At 67.4% G+C, this 12,369-nt stretch carries 19 protein-coding genes and 1 other RNA gene; 10 read left to right on the top strand and 10 right to left on the bottom strand.

What is annotated here, in order from left to right; genetic code table 11:
* Nucleotides 1–102: 102 nt before the first annotated feature.
* The 9 genes from IE187_RS15015 to IE187_RS14975 all read left to right on the top strand — a co-directional run bounded on the left by IE187_RS15015 (nucleotide 103) and on the right by IE187_RS14975 (nucleotide 3,512).
* Nucleotides 103–246 (top strand): hypothetical protein, encoded by a 144-nt coding sequence (locus IE187_RS15015; RefSeq protein ID WP_189676899.1) that lies wholly within the window; start codon nucleotides 103–105, stop codon nucleotides 244–246.
* 42 nt (nucleotides 247–288) lie between these two features.
* A complete protein-coding gene (gene pspA / locus IE187_RS15010) occupies nucleotides 289–957 on the top strand; it encodes a phage shock protein PspA (protein WP_189676898.1) in 669 nt (222 codons plus the stop codon).
* A gap of 1 nt (nucleotide 958) precedes the next feature.
* Nucleotides 959–1,228, top strand: a complete 270-nt coding sequence (gene pspB, locus IE187_RS15005; RefSeq protein ID WP_133187447.1) for an envelope stress response membrane protein PspB — start codon at nucleotides 959–961, stop codon at nucleotides 1,226–1,228.
* Nucleotide 1,229: 1 nt separating this feature from the next.
* Nucleotides 1,230–1,607 carry an envelope stress response membrane protein PspC gene (gene pspC, locus IE187_RS15000; RefSeq protein ID WP_133187445.1) on the top strand — a complete coding sequence of 126 codons (378 nt, stop codon included), beginning with the start codon at nucleotides 1,230–1,232 and terminating at the stop codon, nucleotides 1,605–1,607.
* A 41-nt stretch (nucleotides 1,608–1,648) separates the two neighbouring features.
* Entirely contained in the window at nucleotides 1,649–1,942 is a 294-nt protein-coding gene (locus IE187_RS14995) for a hypothetical protein (RefSeq protein WP_133187443.1), read from the top strand.
* A gap of 18 nt (nucleotides 1,943–1,960) precedes the next feature.
* Nucleotides 1,961–2,233: a hypothetical protein gene (locus IE187_RS14990; RefSeq protein ID WP_133187440.1), complete on the top strand. Its 273-nt coding sequence runs from the start codon at nucleotides 1,961–1,963 to the stop codon at nucleotides 2,231–2,233.
* Nucleotides 2,234–2,422: 189 nt separating this feature from the next.
* On the top strand, nucleotides 2,423–2,692 hold the full coding sequence (locus IE187_RS14985) for a hypothetical protein (RefSeq protein ID WP_133187438.1): 270 nt from the start codon (nucleotides 2,423–2,425) through the stop codon (nucleotides 2,690–2,692).
* 30 nt (nucleotides 2,693–2,722) lie between these two features.
* A complete protein-coding gene (locus tag IE187_RS14980) occupies nucleotides 2,723–2,965 on the top strand; it encodes a hypothetical protein (protein WP_133187436.1) in 243 nt (80 codons plus the stop codon).
* 136 nt (nucleotides 2,966–3,101) lie between these two features.
* Nucleotides 3,102–3,512 carry a SufE family protein gene (locus tag IE187_RS14975; protein ID WP_189676897.1) on the top strand — a complete coding sequence of 137 codons (411 nt, stop codon included), beginning with the start codon at nucleotides 3,102–3,104 and terminating at the stop codon, nucleotides 3,510–3,512.
* Between the two features lie 13 nt (nucleotides 3,513–3,525).
* Here IE187_RS14975 and IE187_RS14970 read toward each other — a convergent pair whose 3' ends face one another.
* On the bottom strand, nucleotides 3,526–3,870 hold the full coding sequence (locus IE187_RS14970; RefSeq protein WP_189676896.1) for a hypothetical protein: 345 nt from the start codon (nucleotides 3,868–3,870) through the stop codon (nucleotides 3,526–3,528).
* A gap of 24 nt (nucleotides 3,871–3,894) precedes the next feature.
* Here IE187_RS14970 and IE187_RS14965 point away from each other — a divergent pair, with 24 nt between their 5' ends.
* Nucleotides 3,895–4,968 carry a serine hydrolase domain-containing protein gene (locus tag IE187_RS14965; RefSeq protein ID WP_189676895.1) on the top strand — a complete coding sequence of 358 codons (1,074 nt, stop codon included), beginning with the start codon at nucleotides 3,895–3,897 and terminating at the stop codon, nucleotides 4,966–4,968.
* Between the two features lie 63 nt (nucleotides 4,969–5,031).
* Here IE187_RS14965 and IE187_RS14960 read toward each other — a convergent pair whose 3' ends face one another.
* The 9 genes from IE187_RS14960 to IE187_RS14920 all read right to left on the bottom strand — a co-directional run bounded on the left by IE187_RS14960 (nucleotide 5,032) and on the right by IE187_RS14920 (nucleotide 12,272).
* Nucleotides 5,032–5,358: a hypothetical protein gene (locus tag IE187_RS14960; protein ID WP_189676894.1), complete on the bottom strand. Its 327-nt coding sequence runs from the start codon at nucleotides 5,356–5,358 to the stop codon at nucleotides 5,032–5,034.
* Nucleotides 5,355–5,900: a J domain-containing protein gene (locus tag IE187_RS14955; RefSeq protein WP_133187427.1), complete on the bottom strand. Its 546-nt coding sequence runs from the start codon at nucleotides 5,898–5,900 to the stop codon at nucleotides 5,355–5,357. Before IE187_RS14955 ends, IE187_RS14960 begins: the two co-directional genes overlap by 4 nt.
* 80 nt (nucleotides 5,901–5,980) lie before the next feature.
* Nucleotides 5,981–6,373: RNase P RNA component class A (rnpB, locus tag IE187_RS14950), an RNA gene on the bottom strand.
* A gap of 11 nt (nucleotides 6,374–6,384) precedes the next feature.
* Nucleotides 6,385–7,074 (bottom strand): N-acetylmuramoyl-L-alanine amidase, encoded by a 690-nt coding sequence (locus IE187_RS14945; protein ID WP_133187425.1) that lies wholly within the window; start codon nucleotides 7,072–7,074, stop codon nucleotides 6,385–6,387.
* 89 nt (nucleotides 7,075–7,163) lie between these two features.
* On the bottom strand, nucleotides 7,164–7,958 hold the full coding sequence (locus IE187_RS14940; protein WP_189676962.1) for a CheR family methyltransferase: 795 nt from the start codon (nucleotides 7,956–7,958) through the stop codon (nucleotides 7,164–7,166).
* Nucleotides 7,959–8,020: 62 nt separating this feature from the next.
* Complete coding sequence (locus tag IE187_RS14935) at nucleotides 8,021–9,112, bottom strand: chemotaxis protein CheB (protein ID WP_189676893.1); 1,092 nt, start codon at nucleotides 9,110–9,112, stop codon at nucleotides 8,021–8,023.
* A 9-nt stretch (nucleotides 9,113–9,121) separates the two neighbouring features.
* Nucleotides 9,122–9,487 carry a response regulator gene (locus IE187_RS14930; protein ID WP_189676892.1) on the bottom strand — a complete coding sequence of 122 codons (366 nt, stop codon included), beginning with the start codon at nucleotides 9,485–9,487 and terminating at the stop codon, nucleotides 9,122–9,124.
* A gap of 65 nt (nucleotides 9,488–9,552) precedes the next feature.
* Nucleotides 9,553–9,981 carry a chemotaxis protein CheW gene (locus IE187_RS14925; RefSeq protein WP_133187419.1) on the bottom strand — a complete coding sequence of 143 codons (429 nt, stop codon included), beginning with the start codon at nucleotides 9,979–9,981 and terminating at the stop codon, nucleotides 9,553–9,555.
* On the bottom strand, nucleotides 9,981–12,272 hold the full coding sequence (locus IE187_RS14920; RefSeq protein WP_133187417.1) for a chemotaxis protein CheA: 2,292 nt from the start codon (nucleotides 12,270–12,272) through the stop codon (nucleotides 9,981–9,983). Before IE187_RS14920 ends, IE187_RS14925 begins: the two co-directional genes overlap by 1 nt.
* Between the last annotated feature and the right edge of the window lie 97 nt (nucleotides 12,273–12,369).

The raw sequence follows: 12,369 nt of genomic DNA, 5'->3' as shown, positions 1-12,369 counted from the left end.
CCCAAACCCACGCAAATCCGCCATTTCGAAAACTGGCACGCTCCCTGCAAAGCTGTTGGCATCGCCCCACGGGGCTCCGCACTTCCGCCAAGGAGACACGAAATGAACAGCGAATATAAGTCGGGCAACTCGGTCGCCCAGATCTTCGTCTCCCTCGTCGCCACCGTCCTGATCGGGTCGGTCGCCATCGTCGGCACCGTCGGCCCGGCCACTGCCGCCCCTGCCGCGATCCACACGATCGCCTGAGTTTTCTCGCCAGTATCTGCGTACCCTCGAAGGAGTAACATCATGGGCATCTTCAGCCGAACCCGCGACATCATCGCCGCCAACTTCACCGACCTGCTCGACAAGGCCGAAGACCCCGCCAAGATGATCCGCATGATCATCCTCGAGATGGAGGAAACGCTGGTCGAAGTCCGCGCCTCTGCCGCGCGCACCATCGCCGACCAGAAGGAAATGCGCCGCCACATCAGCAAGCTCGGCAGCTTGCAGGAGAGCTGGACCGAAAAGGCCGAGCTCGCGCTGTCGAAGGGCCGCGAGGACCTCGCCAAGGCTGCGCTCGTCGAGAAGCAGAAAGCCGCCGACATGGCCGGCCAGCTGAGCGGCGAGATCAGCGTCCTCGACGAGGCGCTGCGCAGCTCGGAAGAGGACATCGCCAAGCTCACCGGCAAGCTGCGCGAGGCACGCACCCGCCAGAACTCGATCGCGACGCGGCTCGAGAGCGCGCAGAACCGCTTCAAGCTGCGCGACCTCTACGCCGGGCCCAAGATACAGGACGCCTTCAGCCGCTTCGAAATCATGGAGCGCCGCGTCGACATGGCCGAGGGCCGCGCCGAGGTTGCCGGCTTCGGTGCCCCGCCCAAGACGCTCGACGAGGAAATCGCCGAGCTCAAATCGGCCGAGAAGGTCGAGGCCGAACTCGCCGCGATGAAGGCCCGCGTCGGAAAGGACGGCTGAGATGGAGGACGTCCTCGTCCCCATCGCCGTCTGCGGCACGCTCTTCATCGGGATGCCCTGGGTGATCCTGCACTACATCACCAAGTGGCGGCAGGCGCCCAAGATCACCAATGAAGACGAGAAGCTGCTCGACGAGCTCTACTCGCTCGCCCGCCGGCTCGAGGAGCGCCTCGGCACGGTCGAGCGGATCATCGCCGTCGATCACCCCGAATGGCGCGCGAGCATGCCGCTCGCCGAGCCCACCCCCTACGATCCAGCACGGAGGAACTGAAATGTCCGCCAGCCGCACCAAATTCTACCTCGACAAGCAGAACAGCAAATGGCTGGGGGTCTGCTCGGGGATCGCCGATTACACCGGCATCGACGTGACGCTCGTCCGCGTCGGCACCGCGATGCTGACGCTGGTCACCAGCGGCTGGGTGTTGCTGGCGTACATCATCATCGCCTGCGTCGCCGACAAGAAGCCGCTCGGCCTCTACGACAGCGCCGAGGACGCCAAGTTCTGGCAGGGCGTGCGCGCCAACCCGACGCGCTCGACCGCCGAAGTCCGCAGCAAGTTCCGCGACATCGACCGTCGCCTCGCCGACATCGAGATGATGTACACCAGCCGCAACACACGCCTCGCCGACGAGATCGACAGCCTGCGCTGATCTGATCCGGGCTTGGGGCAAAGCCAAACAGGGGAAAACACATGAGCAACCTAGCACTTTTGATCCCGGTCGCGGCGATCACGGTCGGACCCGTCGCCTGGGTCGTGAACACCTGGGTCCGTGCCAAGCACGGCTATCCGATCGAGACAAAGAAGGGCGAATTGATCCACCGCGGCGACGACCTCAGCCTGACCCGCCAGACCGACCTGCTCAAGGCCGAGAACGACAAGCTGCACGGCCAGGTCAGCCGGCTCGAGGAGCGCCTCGCGGTGCTCGAACGAATCGCCACCGATCCCGCCGAGCGTGTCTCGCGCGAAATCGACGCGCTGCGCTGATCCCGAAAGGATACCGCCATGGGCTTCCCCATCGCACTGCTCATCCCGATCTTCGCGGTCTGCATCCCGCTCTGCGCCGTGATCGGCATCTTCATCGTCCGCCCGTGGCTGCGCCATCAGGAGCGCCGCATGGAGATCGAAGCGACGCTGGTCGCCGAAAAGGCCGCGCAATATGCCGCGCAGACCGAACGGCTCGAACAGCGCGTCCGCGTGCTCGAACGGATCATCACCGACCGCGGCGTCGACCTCTCGCATGAAATCGACCGGTTGCGCGACGCACCGCTCAACTAACTCTTTACAAACAAACTCTTTCTCCTCGAGGATATCATGATCGCATTCTTTATCGTGCTCGCCGTCGTCACGGCGGGGGGTGTCTGGGCGACCGAAAGCGTCGACCGCCCACGCCGCCGCAAACTTCGCGAAGCCGCCGTCCCGGCCGAATAGCCGGTCCAGTTCCACCCTTTTGAAGGAGTGACCCAAATGAACCCGTTTGAAATGGTCGTCGCGATCATCGTCGTGGTCACGCTCGGCCGCGTGCTGATGGCGCGCTACGGCGTGGTCCACACCAAGCATGGCGAGGACGTCCGCTTCCGCGACGATCCCGCAGCGCAAGCCGAGAACGACCGGCTGCGCGACGAACTGCGGGCGATGAAGGAGCGGCTCGCCGTGCTCGAACGCCTCGCCACCGACAATAACGACAGCGGCGCCCGCCTCGATCGCGAGATCGAGAAGCTCCGCGACCGGCCCTAACCGATGACCCTTTTTGCAGGAGCAGGGATGATGACCGACCCGACCTTCTACATCACCATGGCCACCGCCGGCCTCGCCGGGCTTGCGATGCTGACCGGCGCCGCGCTGACCGGCTGGCGCGGCTGGCTCGCCTTCAAGCAGCAGGAACTCCACGCGTTCGGCGATCCGACACCAGCGCAACCGCTGCCCAATGCGAGCGCGCGGATCGAGATCGCCGACCTCAAGGAGCGCATCCGCAAGCTCGAGGCGATCGCGGCGGGCGTGGACTTGTAATCCGTCGCCCCGGCGCAGGCCGGGGCCGCTATGTCGGGCGCGCTGCACCCGCCCCGCACACAAGCCAGCGGCCCCGGCCTACGCCGGGGCGACGGTTGGGGTTGGCACCCTCGGAGGGTGCGGTATAGCAACCCCCATGCAAACCCTCGCCGATCTCGAATCCGAATATAGCTTCCTCGATGCGGACGACCGTTACCGGCTCCTCATCGATCTCGGCCGCGAGCTCGAACCGATGCCCGACGCACTCAAAACCGATGCGACGTTGGTGCGCGGCTGCTCGGCCTCGGTATGGGTCTATCCGATGGCGGAGGACGACGGCACGCTGCACTTCCTCGCCGATTCGAACGCTGCTATCACCAAGGGGATCATCGCGCTCGTATTGCTCGCGGTGCAGGATCAGCCCGCCGCGGCGATCCTCGCCACCGACATCCCGACCGAGCTCGCGCCGTTCGATCTCAGGAACCAGCTGAGCTCGAACCGTACGCAAGGCATTCCCAACATGATCGCGCTGATCCGCGACACCGCCGCGCGCTACGCCGACGCCTGATGCCCGCGCGCGTTCAGTGCGGCACGACGAGCGGCGTCCCCGCAAAGCGCTCCGGCTGGCAGCCGAGCACCGGATCGTAGCGCACGCTGCGCCGTGCTATCAGCGGGACCGACGCGGTCACGGTGCGCGTCGCGGGATCTTCGGACAGCCGGATCGGCTCCATGCCCGGCTCGAAATCCTTGTGGCAATCGCCGAGCGGCCGCCCGCTGACATAGCGGCACCCGCACGCGACTCGCGCGGCATAGCCGACGCCGAGCTCGAGCTGGGCGCGATGGCCACGCACCCACGCATAGCTGCCCCCCGCCACGACCAGCACCATGGCGAGCAACGACCCAAGAATCAGGCGTCTTGCATTCATCACGGCCAAGCCTAGTCTTCGTCCATGCGAATGAAAAGCCATTGGCTGATGCTGGCGAGCGCACTGCTCGCGACCGGATCGGTTGCCGCCCCTGACCCCGGCCCGCTCGCGCCGCTGTTCCGCGCCGATGTCGGCGAAACGCGCGCCGCGCTGCTGCTCCGCGACGGGCAGGTCGTCGCGAAACGCTATGCGCCGGGCTATTCCGATGCGACGCGCTTCATCAGCTGGTCGATGGCCAAGACCGTCACCGCGTTGCTCGTCGGAGACCTCGTCGCCGACGGCAAGCTCGCGCTCGATGCCCCCGCGCCGATCGCCGAATGGCACGAAGCGGGCGATCCGCGCCGTGCGATCACGCTGCGGATGCTGCTGAATATGTCCTCGGGGCTGGCGCACACCGAAGTCGGCGATCCGGTCGAAGCGTCGGACACCAACCAAGTGCTGTTCGTCAGCGGATCGCAGGCAATGGCAGCGCGCGCGATCGGCGCCAAGCTCGAGGCCCGGCCCGGCGCCAAGTTCGAATACAGCTCGCTGACGACGCTGATCCTGTCGGAAATCATTACGCGCACGCTGACGACAAGCACCGATCCCCGCGCGCGGGCACGCGCATATCAGGCGTTTGCTGAGCGCCGCCTGTTCGCCCCCGCTGGCATCACCAGCGCCCGGCTCGAATTCGACGGCGCGGGAACGCAGATCGGCGGATCGCTGATCTACATGACGCTCGACGATTATGGCCGGCTCGGCAGCGTGCTGCTCGCGGGCAAGGCGCCCGACGGCACGCAGATCGTCGCACCCGACTGGCTCGCCTTCATGAAGACGCCGTCGCCCGACAATCGCGAATATGGCGGCCAGCTCTGGCTCAACCGGCCCGGCGGGGTCGATCGGCGACCCGCGCTGTTCCCCGGCCACGGCCCCGCCTCGTTGGTGTCGTGCCTCGGCCATCTCGGCCAGTTCGTCATCGCCTCGCCCGATCAGAAGCTCGTGCTCGTCCGGCTCGGTAAGACGCAGGATGACACGCCCACCTTCACGACGCTGCGCGCCCGCCTCGGGCGAATCGTCGAGCGCATCCCACTCGCGGCTGGGGGAGAGACCCGGCGCTAGGTGCGAGCGCAGTTGCAGCAGCTTGGTCGCTTTGACGAATGCCAGATGGCGACGCCGGAGCGTCTAGTCTCGCGCAATGCCCTTATCGGGCGCTGCGCCAAGCCCAAGCTCGGCGGCCACCGCGGCAATCGGCAGACCTTCGCGCACCAATAGCCACTCGCCCGGCGCGGCACCGTTCACCACCGTTACCGCGCCCTTCGGACACACGCCGAGGCATTTTACTTCGATAATCCCGAGCGAGCCCTTGCGGCCCTTGGCGACGTCAAGCTCGGCGCGCAGCGCTTTGGCGAGCCCGGTCTTGCCCTTCGGCCCGAACCCGCCGCCGATCTTCTTCGAACATTTCTTGCAGACCAGCAGCGTGTTCGCCCAGTCCGAACGGACGGTCTTCAAGCCTCGGGCTTCCACTGGCGCTGCTCCTCGGCAGCTTTCAGCACGTCATACGCCGCCTGGATCGCGAGAAAGCGCGCCGCAGCCTCCTTGTCGCCGGGGCGGACGTCGGGATGGTTCGACTTGGCCAGCCGCCGCCACGCCACGCGCACCGCGTCGAATTCGGCATCGACTTCGAGCTCGAGCACTTCGAGCGCGCGCATCTCGTCGCGCGATCGGCTGCCGTCACCGCGCCCCGCCCACTGATTGTGGCGCGATTCGGTATAGCCTTCGGCGGTCTGCGTCTCGGCACGCTCGCGCTCGGCGGCTTCCTCGGCGCTGAGGCCTTCGAAATAATTCCAGCCGCGATTGTATTCGCCGGCATGGACCTGGCAGAAATACCAGCGTTCCGGGCTGTTGGGGGATTTCGGCGCGGGGCAATCGCCCTTTTCGGTGCAGCCGTGGCGGTCGCACAACCGCACGGTCGCCGCCTCGCTGCCAGCCTCGCCATAAGCGCGCCAGCGCGGAAAACCCCAGTCGACCGATCGTGATGATGTACGCGCCATAGCGGGCCATCTAAGCATCGCGGTGCGATAGCGCCATGACGCTTTTGTGAAACGCCCATGAAAAGCGTCGAAAACGAAAAAGCGCCAGAGGGTCTGTAAGCCGGGTTCTGTCCCCCCCGCCATGCGACGGGGTTAGGCGACCATTCCTCTAGGACGACGTTTGCACGCCGCCTCAAGCAATCAACCCGGGTGACGAGCTGAAACGAAGCCCATGTGCCACCCCTATTCGATCTTGCTCCCGGTGGGGTTTACCATGCCGCTTCGGTTACCCGTCGCGCGGTGCGCTCTTGCCGCACCCTTTCACCCTTGCCTGTTCCTCGCTCCCCTTGCGGGAAGCTCGGACATCGGCGGTCTGCTCTCTGTGGCACTGTCCCTGGGGTCACCCCCGCCGGGCGTTACCCGGCACCGTCGTTCCGCGGAGCCCGGACTTTCCTCGCGTATCCAAAGATACCCGCGGCCGCCCGACCCTCTGGCTGCGCGTTCCTTAGTCGTCCCCTTGCGGCTTTGGCAACAGCAGTGCGAGCAGGATGCTGCGGCATTCGCCGTCGATCACGCCGTCGATCAGTTCGGGGCGGAAGCGCCGCTGGAACGCGACGACCGCGGCGAGCTTGTCCCGCACGTCATACCCGAAGCGCTCGAGCGCGACGAGGAAGCCGGCATCGGCCCACATCGGATCGAGCAGCTTCTTGGTCGGTCGCGGCAAAGCGAGGCGCACCTTGGCGAGCCGGTTCCACGGGAACAGCTCACCCGGGTCCTGCTTGCGCGCCGGCGCGATGTCCGAATGGCCGACGACGTTGCCGCGCGTGATCCCGTGGCGTTCGGTGATCCCCGCAACCAACGGGATCAGCGCATCGATCTGCTCCTCGTGGAAGGGGCGATAGCCGAATTCGTGCCCCGGATTGACGATCTCGATCCCGATGCTCGCCGAATTGACGTCCTCGATCCCGCGCCAGCACGATTTGCCGGCGTGCCATGCGCGCTTATCCTCGGGCACCATGCGCAGCACCTGACCGTCCTCGGCGATGAGATAATGCGCCGAGACCTTCGCTTCCGGGTCGCGCAGGCGGTCGATCGCCGCCTGTCCGGTCTGCATGCCGGTGTAGTGCAGCACGATCATCGACACCGGCAGCGAGCGGTCGTCGAAATTGGGCGAGGGCGTTTCGATGATCGTCATGGGGAGGTCCCTACGCAAGCCAAACCAGAGCTTAAGCACGGACGCGCGCGACAAGGAACCCCGTCAGCAACGGCTGGTGGCCGAGCTCGTCAAACGCTCGATGCGTCGCGTTCGTAGAGGCCGCGATACGTCGGGCTCGGCTGGAATGCCTCGGTCTGGCCGATTGTGGTCTCGCCCGCACCCAGCACGAGCACGCCGCCGGGCTGCAGGATCGTGGCGAACCGGTCGAGGATCTGCCGGCGATCCTCGGGGGTCAGATATAGCAGGACGTTGCGGCACAGCACGACGTCGAAGCGCCCCGACGGCAGCGCGCCGGCGACCAGGTTCATCCGACGAAACGCGATGCGGCGGACGAGTTCGGGCTTGGCGATCCAGTCGGTGCCATCGGTGTCGAACCATTCGACCATGCGGCGGATCGGCAACCCGCGCTGGATTTCGAATTGCGAGTAGCGCCCGCTGCGCGCCCGCGCGAGTGCCGCCTCGGACACGTCGGTGGCGATGATCTCGGGCATCGCAGCCCCGGCGAGCGCCGGCTGTTCGGCAAACAGCATTGCGAGCGACAACGGCTCCTGGCCGAACGAGCAACCGGCGGACCAGATCCGCAGCCGCCGTTCGGGATGGTCGACGCGCATCGCGGCGAGCGCTCTCGCGACCAGATCGAGCACCGCGGCGTCGCGAAAGAACGAACTCTCCTGGTTGAGCAGCGCGTCGGCGACCTGCTCGGCAATCGTCGGCGAGCGCTGTGCCGCCACCGCCAGCGCCTCGAGCGAAGCGAGCCCGAGGTCGCGCATCAGCGGGGTGAGCTCGGTCTCGATCCGCCACGCGCGGTTCGCGCCGAGCTGCTGCCCGGTGCGAGACTCGAGGATCGCGGTCAGCACGCCCATCGTGCCCGCAGGTGAAGCGCGTTCGAACGGCAGGTTGAACTTCAGCGCGTCGCTGCCATCGCTCATGCCGGACGTCGCCGCGTCGCGACGATCCGGCCGATCTCGGCCGGCGGCAGCAGCGCGCTGGCGAGCCCGGCCGTCGCGATCGCGCCCGGCATGCCCCACACGACCGAGCTCGCCTGATCCTGCGCAAGAACGATCCCGCCGCGATCGACCAGCCGGCGGGCGCCGTCGCTCCCGTCGCGCCCCATGCCGCTCAGCACGATCCCGAGCGCGCGCGCGCCGTAAACCTCGCCGACGCTGTCGAACATCGGATCGACCGAGGGCATGCAGCCGCTCTTGCTGGCCTCGCTGGTCAGCCGGATCGCGGCGCCGTCGCCGGTGCTGACGACGCGCATATGCGCATCGCCCGGCGCGACGATCGTCCGGCCGGGGCGGATCCGCATCGAATCGGTCGCGACGTCGCACGGTCGGTCCGCCATCATCGCGACCTGGGCTGCAAAGAACGGCATGAACGAGCCCGGCAAATGCTGGGTAATCAGAATCGGCAGCGGGAACGACACGGGCAGCTCGCGCAGCAGGCTGGCGAGCGCGTGGATCCCGCCGGTCGAGGCGCCGATCGCGACGATGTCGAACCCCTGGCCCGTCGCGAGCGCAGCGCTGGCGCCATCGGATTCGGGGCGTCGCGGCGACAGCCCAAGCGGCGTCTCGGCGGGGGTTTCGACCGCGAGCAGGCGGCGCAGCTTCTCGACGATCGCAACCGAGAACCGCCCCGCGAAATCGCCCACGCCGGGCTTCATCAGCGTGTCGGCCGCGCCGAGCGCGAGCGCCTCGATCGTCGCGGCAGCGCCTTCGGCGGCAGCGGACGAGACGATCAGCACCTTGGCCCCCTGCCCCGCGACGATCAGATCGGGCAGTGCCGCCAGCCCCGAGGTCCCGGGCATTTCGATATCGAGCACGACCGCATCGACCGGTGTCGCGCGCAGAAACGCGAGCGCTGCGTCGGCGTTCGAGACAGCGCCCGCGACGATGAAGCGCCCGCCTTCCAGCGCCCGCGCGATCACCGCGCGCGCCACGGCCGAATCATCGACGATCAGCACCCGTGGCGAGTCGTCGACCGCGCTTCCGGCGATGAGGGAGGGAGCCAGGGGCATCACGCGCCCTCAGGCCATGCCGACAATCTGAAGCTTGCTTTCGAGCGTTTCGCGGTCGAACGGCTTCATGACATATTCGTCGGCCCCCGCCTCGATCGCGGCGCGGATGTGCGCCATACCGTTTTCGGTGGTGCAGAACACCACCTTGGGGCGGCTCGCGATCGCGCTGTCGCGCAGCGCGCGCAGGAAATCCATGCCGCTCATCACCGGCATGTTCCAGTCGAGCAGCACGACGTCGGGCGCGCAGGCGAGGCACGAATCGAGCGCCTCGCGGCCATCGCCGGCTTCGGTGACTCGAAAGTTGAGCGTCTCCAGGATGTGGCGGGCGACCTTGCGGATCACCTTCGAATCGTCGACGACGAGGCAGGTTTTCATGAATTCACCCTGTTAGAGCACGCTATGACGGACTTTGCCCGAAATGCGTAAGCGTCCCGTTAATCTCACGCCGCAAGCGCCAGTCCGCGCGGAATGAGCGCCGCCAGGCCGATCGCGAGGATCGGCTCGCCGTCGCGCTCGATGATCCCGCGCCCGACGGTCAGCCATCCCTTGTCGAGCACGATCCCCGCCGCCAGCGGCGCGAGCTCGAACGGCGCGACATCGTCGAGCGCATCGACCAGCACCGCATAATGGTGTCCCTCGACGATCGTGATCACCGCGCGCGTCGCGGCGGTCGTCCCGGGCTCGAGCCCGAGCGCGGCACGCGTGTCGATTACGGTCACCACGCGGCTGCGCAAAGCGGCAAGCCCGCGCACGTGATGGTCGGCGCGCGGCACCGGGATGATCGTCCCGATATCGACCACCGATTCGACCTGGTCCGATTCGATCGCGACGATGCGACCGGCGATCTGCGCGATCAGGAAGAGTGGCATCAGCGGCCTCCTGCCGAGCGCGCGACCGCCGCCAGCACGGCGGGGCGATCGTAGCGGAAAATCGTGTCGCTGGCGCCTTCGGCCTCGCGCCGCAGCCTAACGACCGGGATCTGGCTCGCCGACGGCGCGGCGTCGCTTTCCATCCGCACCAGCACGCGCGGCACTTCGCCCGGGCGAAGCGCATCGGTGACGCGGTATCCCGACGCTTCGAGCACGGGCTTGAGAAAGGTCGTCATCCACGCCGATTCGGCGCTGTCGAGCAGGCACAACGGCGCGTCGGGCTCGGCCTCGCCGCCGCCGTGCGCCGAGAAGATCCAGAACAGGTCGAGCACTTCGATCTGCTCGCCGTCGATCGCGACGACGCCCGCGATCGGCCCGACCGCATGCGCCGGCACGATCGCGCTCGGCAATTCGACGATGTCGAGCGCTTCCTTGATCGCATAGGCGATCTCGGTCGCGCCGTCGCGCAGCCGCAGCACCGAGACCGTCGGCAGCGCCGCCCATTCGCCGAGCGCGACGAGCGGGATGATCCCCCCCTCGACCGACAGCCGCAACCGCCCCGCCGACATGCGGATCGCGCCCGTCGCGACGGGTTCGACGCGGTCGATCACCGACAAGGGCACGATCCGCCGGCACCCGTCGAGATCCTCGAACAACAAGGCCTGCACCCCCGGCACGGCCTCGACCACGGCGTCCTCGTCGGCCGCGGTCGCGCGCGTGAACACCAGCCCGGCGACGTGCGCGATTCCCGCGCAATCGAGCATCAGCATCGGCAGCCCGCTGTCGGGCAGCGTCTGGCCGGCATAGATCCCCGTCGCCATGATTGCGGGCGCGGCGGGCTTAATGACCAGTTCCTCATGATCGAGCACCGCGTCGACCGCGAGCGCATAGCTCCCCCCCGACACGCTGACGATGACGAGCATCGCCGGGTCGAGCGGCGCAAAGCCGAGCATATCGCTCAAATCGATCAGCGGCATCCGCCGGTCGCGCACGGTCGCGGTCAGCGTATCGCCGATCCGGTCGATGCGGATCGTCTGCCCCCCGACGCGGACGATCTCCTCGATCGCCTGGCGCGAGATCGCAAAGCGCTGGTCGCGCACGCCGACGCCGATCGTCGACATGATCGACAGCGTCAGCGGCACATGGATCGCGATCCGCAGGCCCGTCCCCGGCGTGTTGAACAGTTCGATCCGCCCGCCGATCTGTTCGACATTGGCGCGCACCACGTCCATCCCGACGCCGCGCCCCGAGATCGCGGTGACGACCGTCTTGGTCGACAGGCCGGGCTCGAAGATCAGGTCGAGCTTCGCCTGTGGGCTCAGCGCGCGCAACTCGGCCTCGCTGCGGCGGCCCTCCTGCGCGATCTTGGCGATCAGCGCATCGACGTCGATCCCGCGCCCATCGTCGCAAATCTCGATGATGATCTGGTTGCCCGATTGCCGGGCGGAAACGTTGAGCCAGCCATTCTCGCGCTTCTTCGCCAGCCGGCGGAGCGCGGGCGGCTCGATCCCGTGGTCGATCGAGTTGCGGATGATGTGGACGAGCGGATCGCGCATCATCTCGATCATCTCGCGGTCGAGCTCGACGTCGCTCCCCTCGATCTGCAGCGTCACCGACTTGCCGAGCTCGGCCGCGGTATCGCGCACCATCCGCGGCAGCGCCGAGAACAGCGCATCGATCTTCTGCATCCGCGTCCGCGTGACGGTGTCGCGCATCTCGGCAACGGTCAGCGACAGCCGCTCGAGCGCCGCCTCGACGCTCGGGTCGGCGCCATCGTCGCGCAGCCGCCGCGCGAGCTCGTTGCGCGCCAGCACCATGTCGGACATGCCGCTCATCATCCGGTCGAGCAGGTCGACGTTGAGCCGCACGCTCCGGCTCGGCGCGCGGCTCGGCGTCACCACGCTCACCGGGGCGGCGGCCTGCGCGCCGGAATCGAGCGCGGCGACGAGCAGATCCTCCCCCGAATCATCGACGGCATGGCCGGCATCGATCGCCTCGACCAGTTCGCCGATCCGGTCGACGATGGCGAGCACAGCGTTGACGAGCGCGGTATCGGGGGTGCGCTCGCCCGCGCGGACCGCGGCGAGCACGTCCTCGGCGGCATGGCTCAGCCGCGCGAGTCGCGGCAGGTCGAGAAAGCCGCAGCTGCCTTTGACGGTGTGGACGAAGCGAAAGATCGAATCGAGCCGGTCACGGTCGCCGGGCGCCGATTCCCACGCGACGATCTCGCCCGAGAGTGCCTCGAGCGTCTCGCGCGTCTCCGCGATAAATTCCTGTAAAAGGTCGTCCATGGGTCCCCGCGAAACGCTACGGAAGACCATGGCCGAAGAATGGTTAAGGGCGGGTATAGCGTCCGGAATTGCGTCGCCCGCGCCGGGGCTTGGCGGT

The organism is Sphingomonas glacialis (assembly GCF_014653575.1).
Lineage (GTDB): Bacteria > Pseudomonadota > Alphaproteobacteria > Sphingomonadales > Sphingomonadaceae > Sphingomonas > Sphingomonas glacialis.
Note: the sequence above shows the minus strand (reverse complement) of the source record. Positions and strands in the feature narration are given on the sequence as shown.

Excerpts from the sequence above, each read along its gene's own strand:
- IE187_RS14920 (WP_133187417.1), bottom strand. The coding sequence starts at position 12,272 with ATGGACGACCTTTTACAGGAATTTATCGCGGAGACGCGCGAGACGCTC.
- IE187_RS14945 (WP_133187425.1), bottom strand. The coding sequence starts at position 7,074 with ATGACGATCATCGAAACGCCCTCGCCCAATTTCGACGACCGCTCGCTG.
- IE187_RS14935 (WP_189676893.1), bottom strand. The coding sequence starts at position 9,112 with ATGCCCCTGGCTCCCTCCCTCATCGCCGGAAGCGCGGTCGACGACTCG.
- IE187_RS14980 (WP_133187436.1), top strand. The coding sequence starts at position 2,723 with ATGACCGACCCGACCTTCTACATCACCATGGCCACCGCCGGCCTCGCC.
- IE187_RS14970 (WP_189676896.1), bottom strand. The coding sequence starts at position 3,870 with ATGAATGCAAGACGCCTGATTCTTGGGTCGTTGCTCGCCATGGTGCTG.
- IE187_RS14975 (WP_189676897.1), top strand. The coding sequence starts at position 3,102 with ATGCAAACCCTCGCCGATCTCGAATCCGAATATAGCTTCCTCGATGCG.
- IE187_RS14925 (WP_133187419.1), bottom strand. The coding sequence starts at position 9,981 with ATGCCACTCTTCCTGATCGCGCAGATCGCCGGTCGCATCGTCGCGATC.
- IE187_RS14955 (WP_133187427.1), bottom strand. The coding sequence starts at position 5,900 with ATGGCGCGTACATCATCACGATCGGTCGACTGGGGTTTTCCGCGCTGG.
- IE187_RS14995 (WP_133187443.1), top strand. The coding sequence starts at position 1,649 with ATGAGCAACCTAGCACTTTTGATCCCGGTCGCGGCGATCACGGTCGGA.
- IE187_RS15015 (WP_189676899.1), top strand. The coding sequence starts at position 103 with ATGAACAGCGAATATAAGTCGGGCAACTCGGTCGCCCAGATCTTCGTC.
- pspA (WP_189676898.1), top strand. The coding sequence starts at position 289 with ATGGGCATCTTCAGCCGAACCCGCGACATCATCGCCGCCAACTTCACC.
- IE187_RS14985 (WP_133187438.1), top strand. The coding sequence starts at position 2,423 with ATGAACCCGTTTGAAATGGTCGTCGCGATCATCGTCGTGGTCACGCTC.
- pspC (WP_133187445.1), top strand. The coding sequence starts at position 1,230 with ATGTCCGCCAGCCGCACCAAATTCTACCTCGACAAGCAGAACAGCAAA.
- IE187_RS14990 (WP_133187440.1), top strand. The coding sequence starts at position 1,961 with ATGGGCTTCCCCATCGCACTGCTCATCCCGATCTTCGCGGTCTGCATC.
- IE187_RS14930 (WP_189676892.1), bottom strand. The coding sequence starts at position 9,487 with ATGAAAACCTGCCTCGTCGTCGACGATTCGAAGGTGATCCGCAAGGTC.
- pspB (WP_133187447.1), top strand. The coding sequence starts at position 959 with ATGGAGGACGTCCTCGTCCCCATCGCCGTCTGCGGCACGCTCTTCATC.
- IE187_RS14965 (WP_189676895.1), top strand. The coding sequence starts at position 3,895 with ATGCGAATGAAAAGCCATTGGCTGATGCTGGCGAGCGCACTGCTCGCG.
- IE187_RS14940 (WP_189676962.1), bottom strand. The coding sequence starts at position 7,958 with ATGGGCGTGCTGACCGCGATCCTCGAGTCTCGCACCGGGCAGCAGCTC.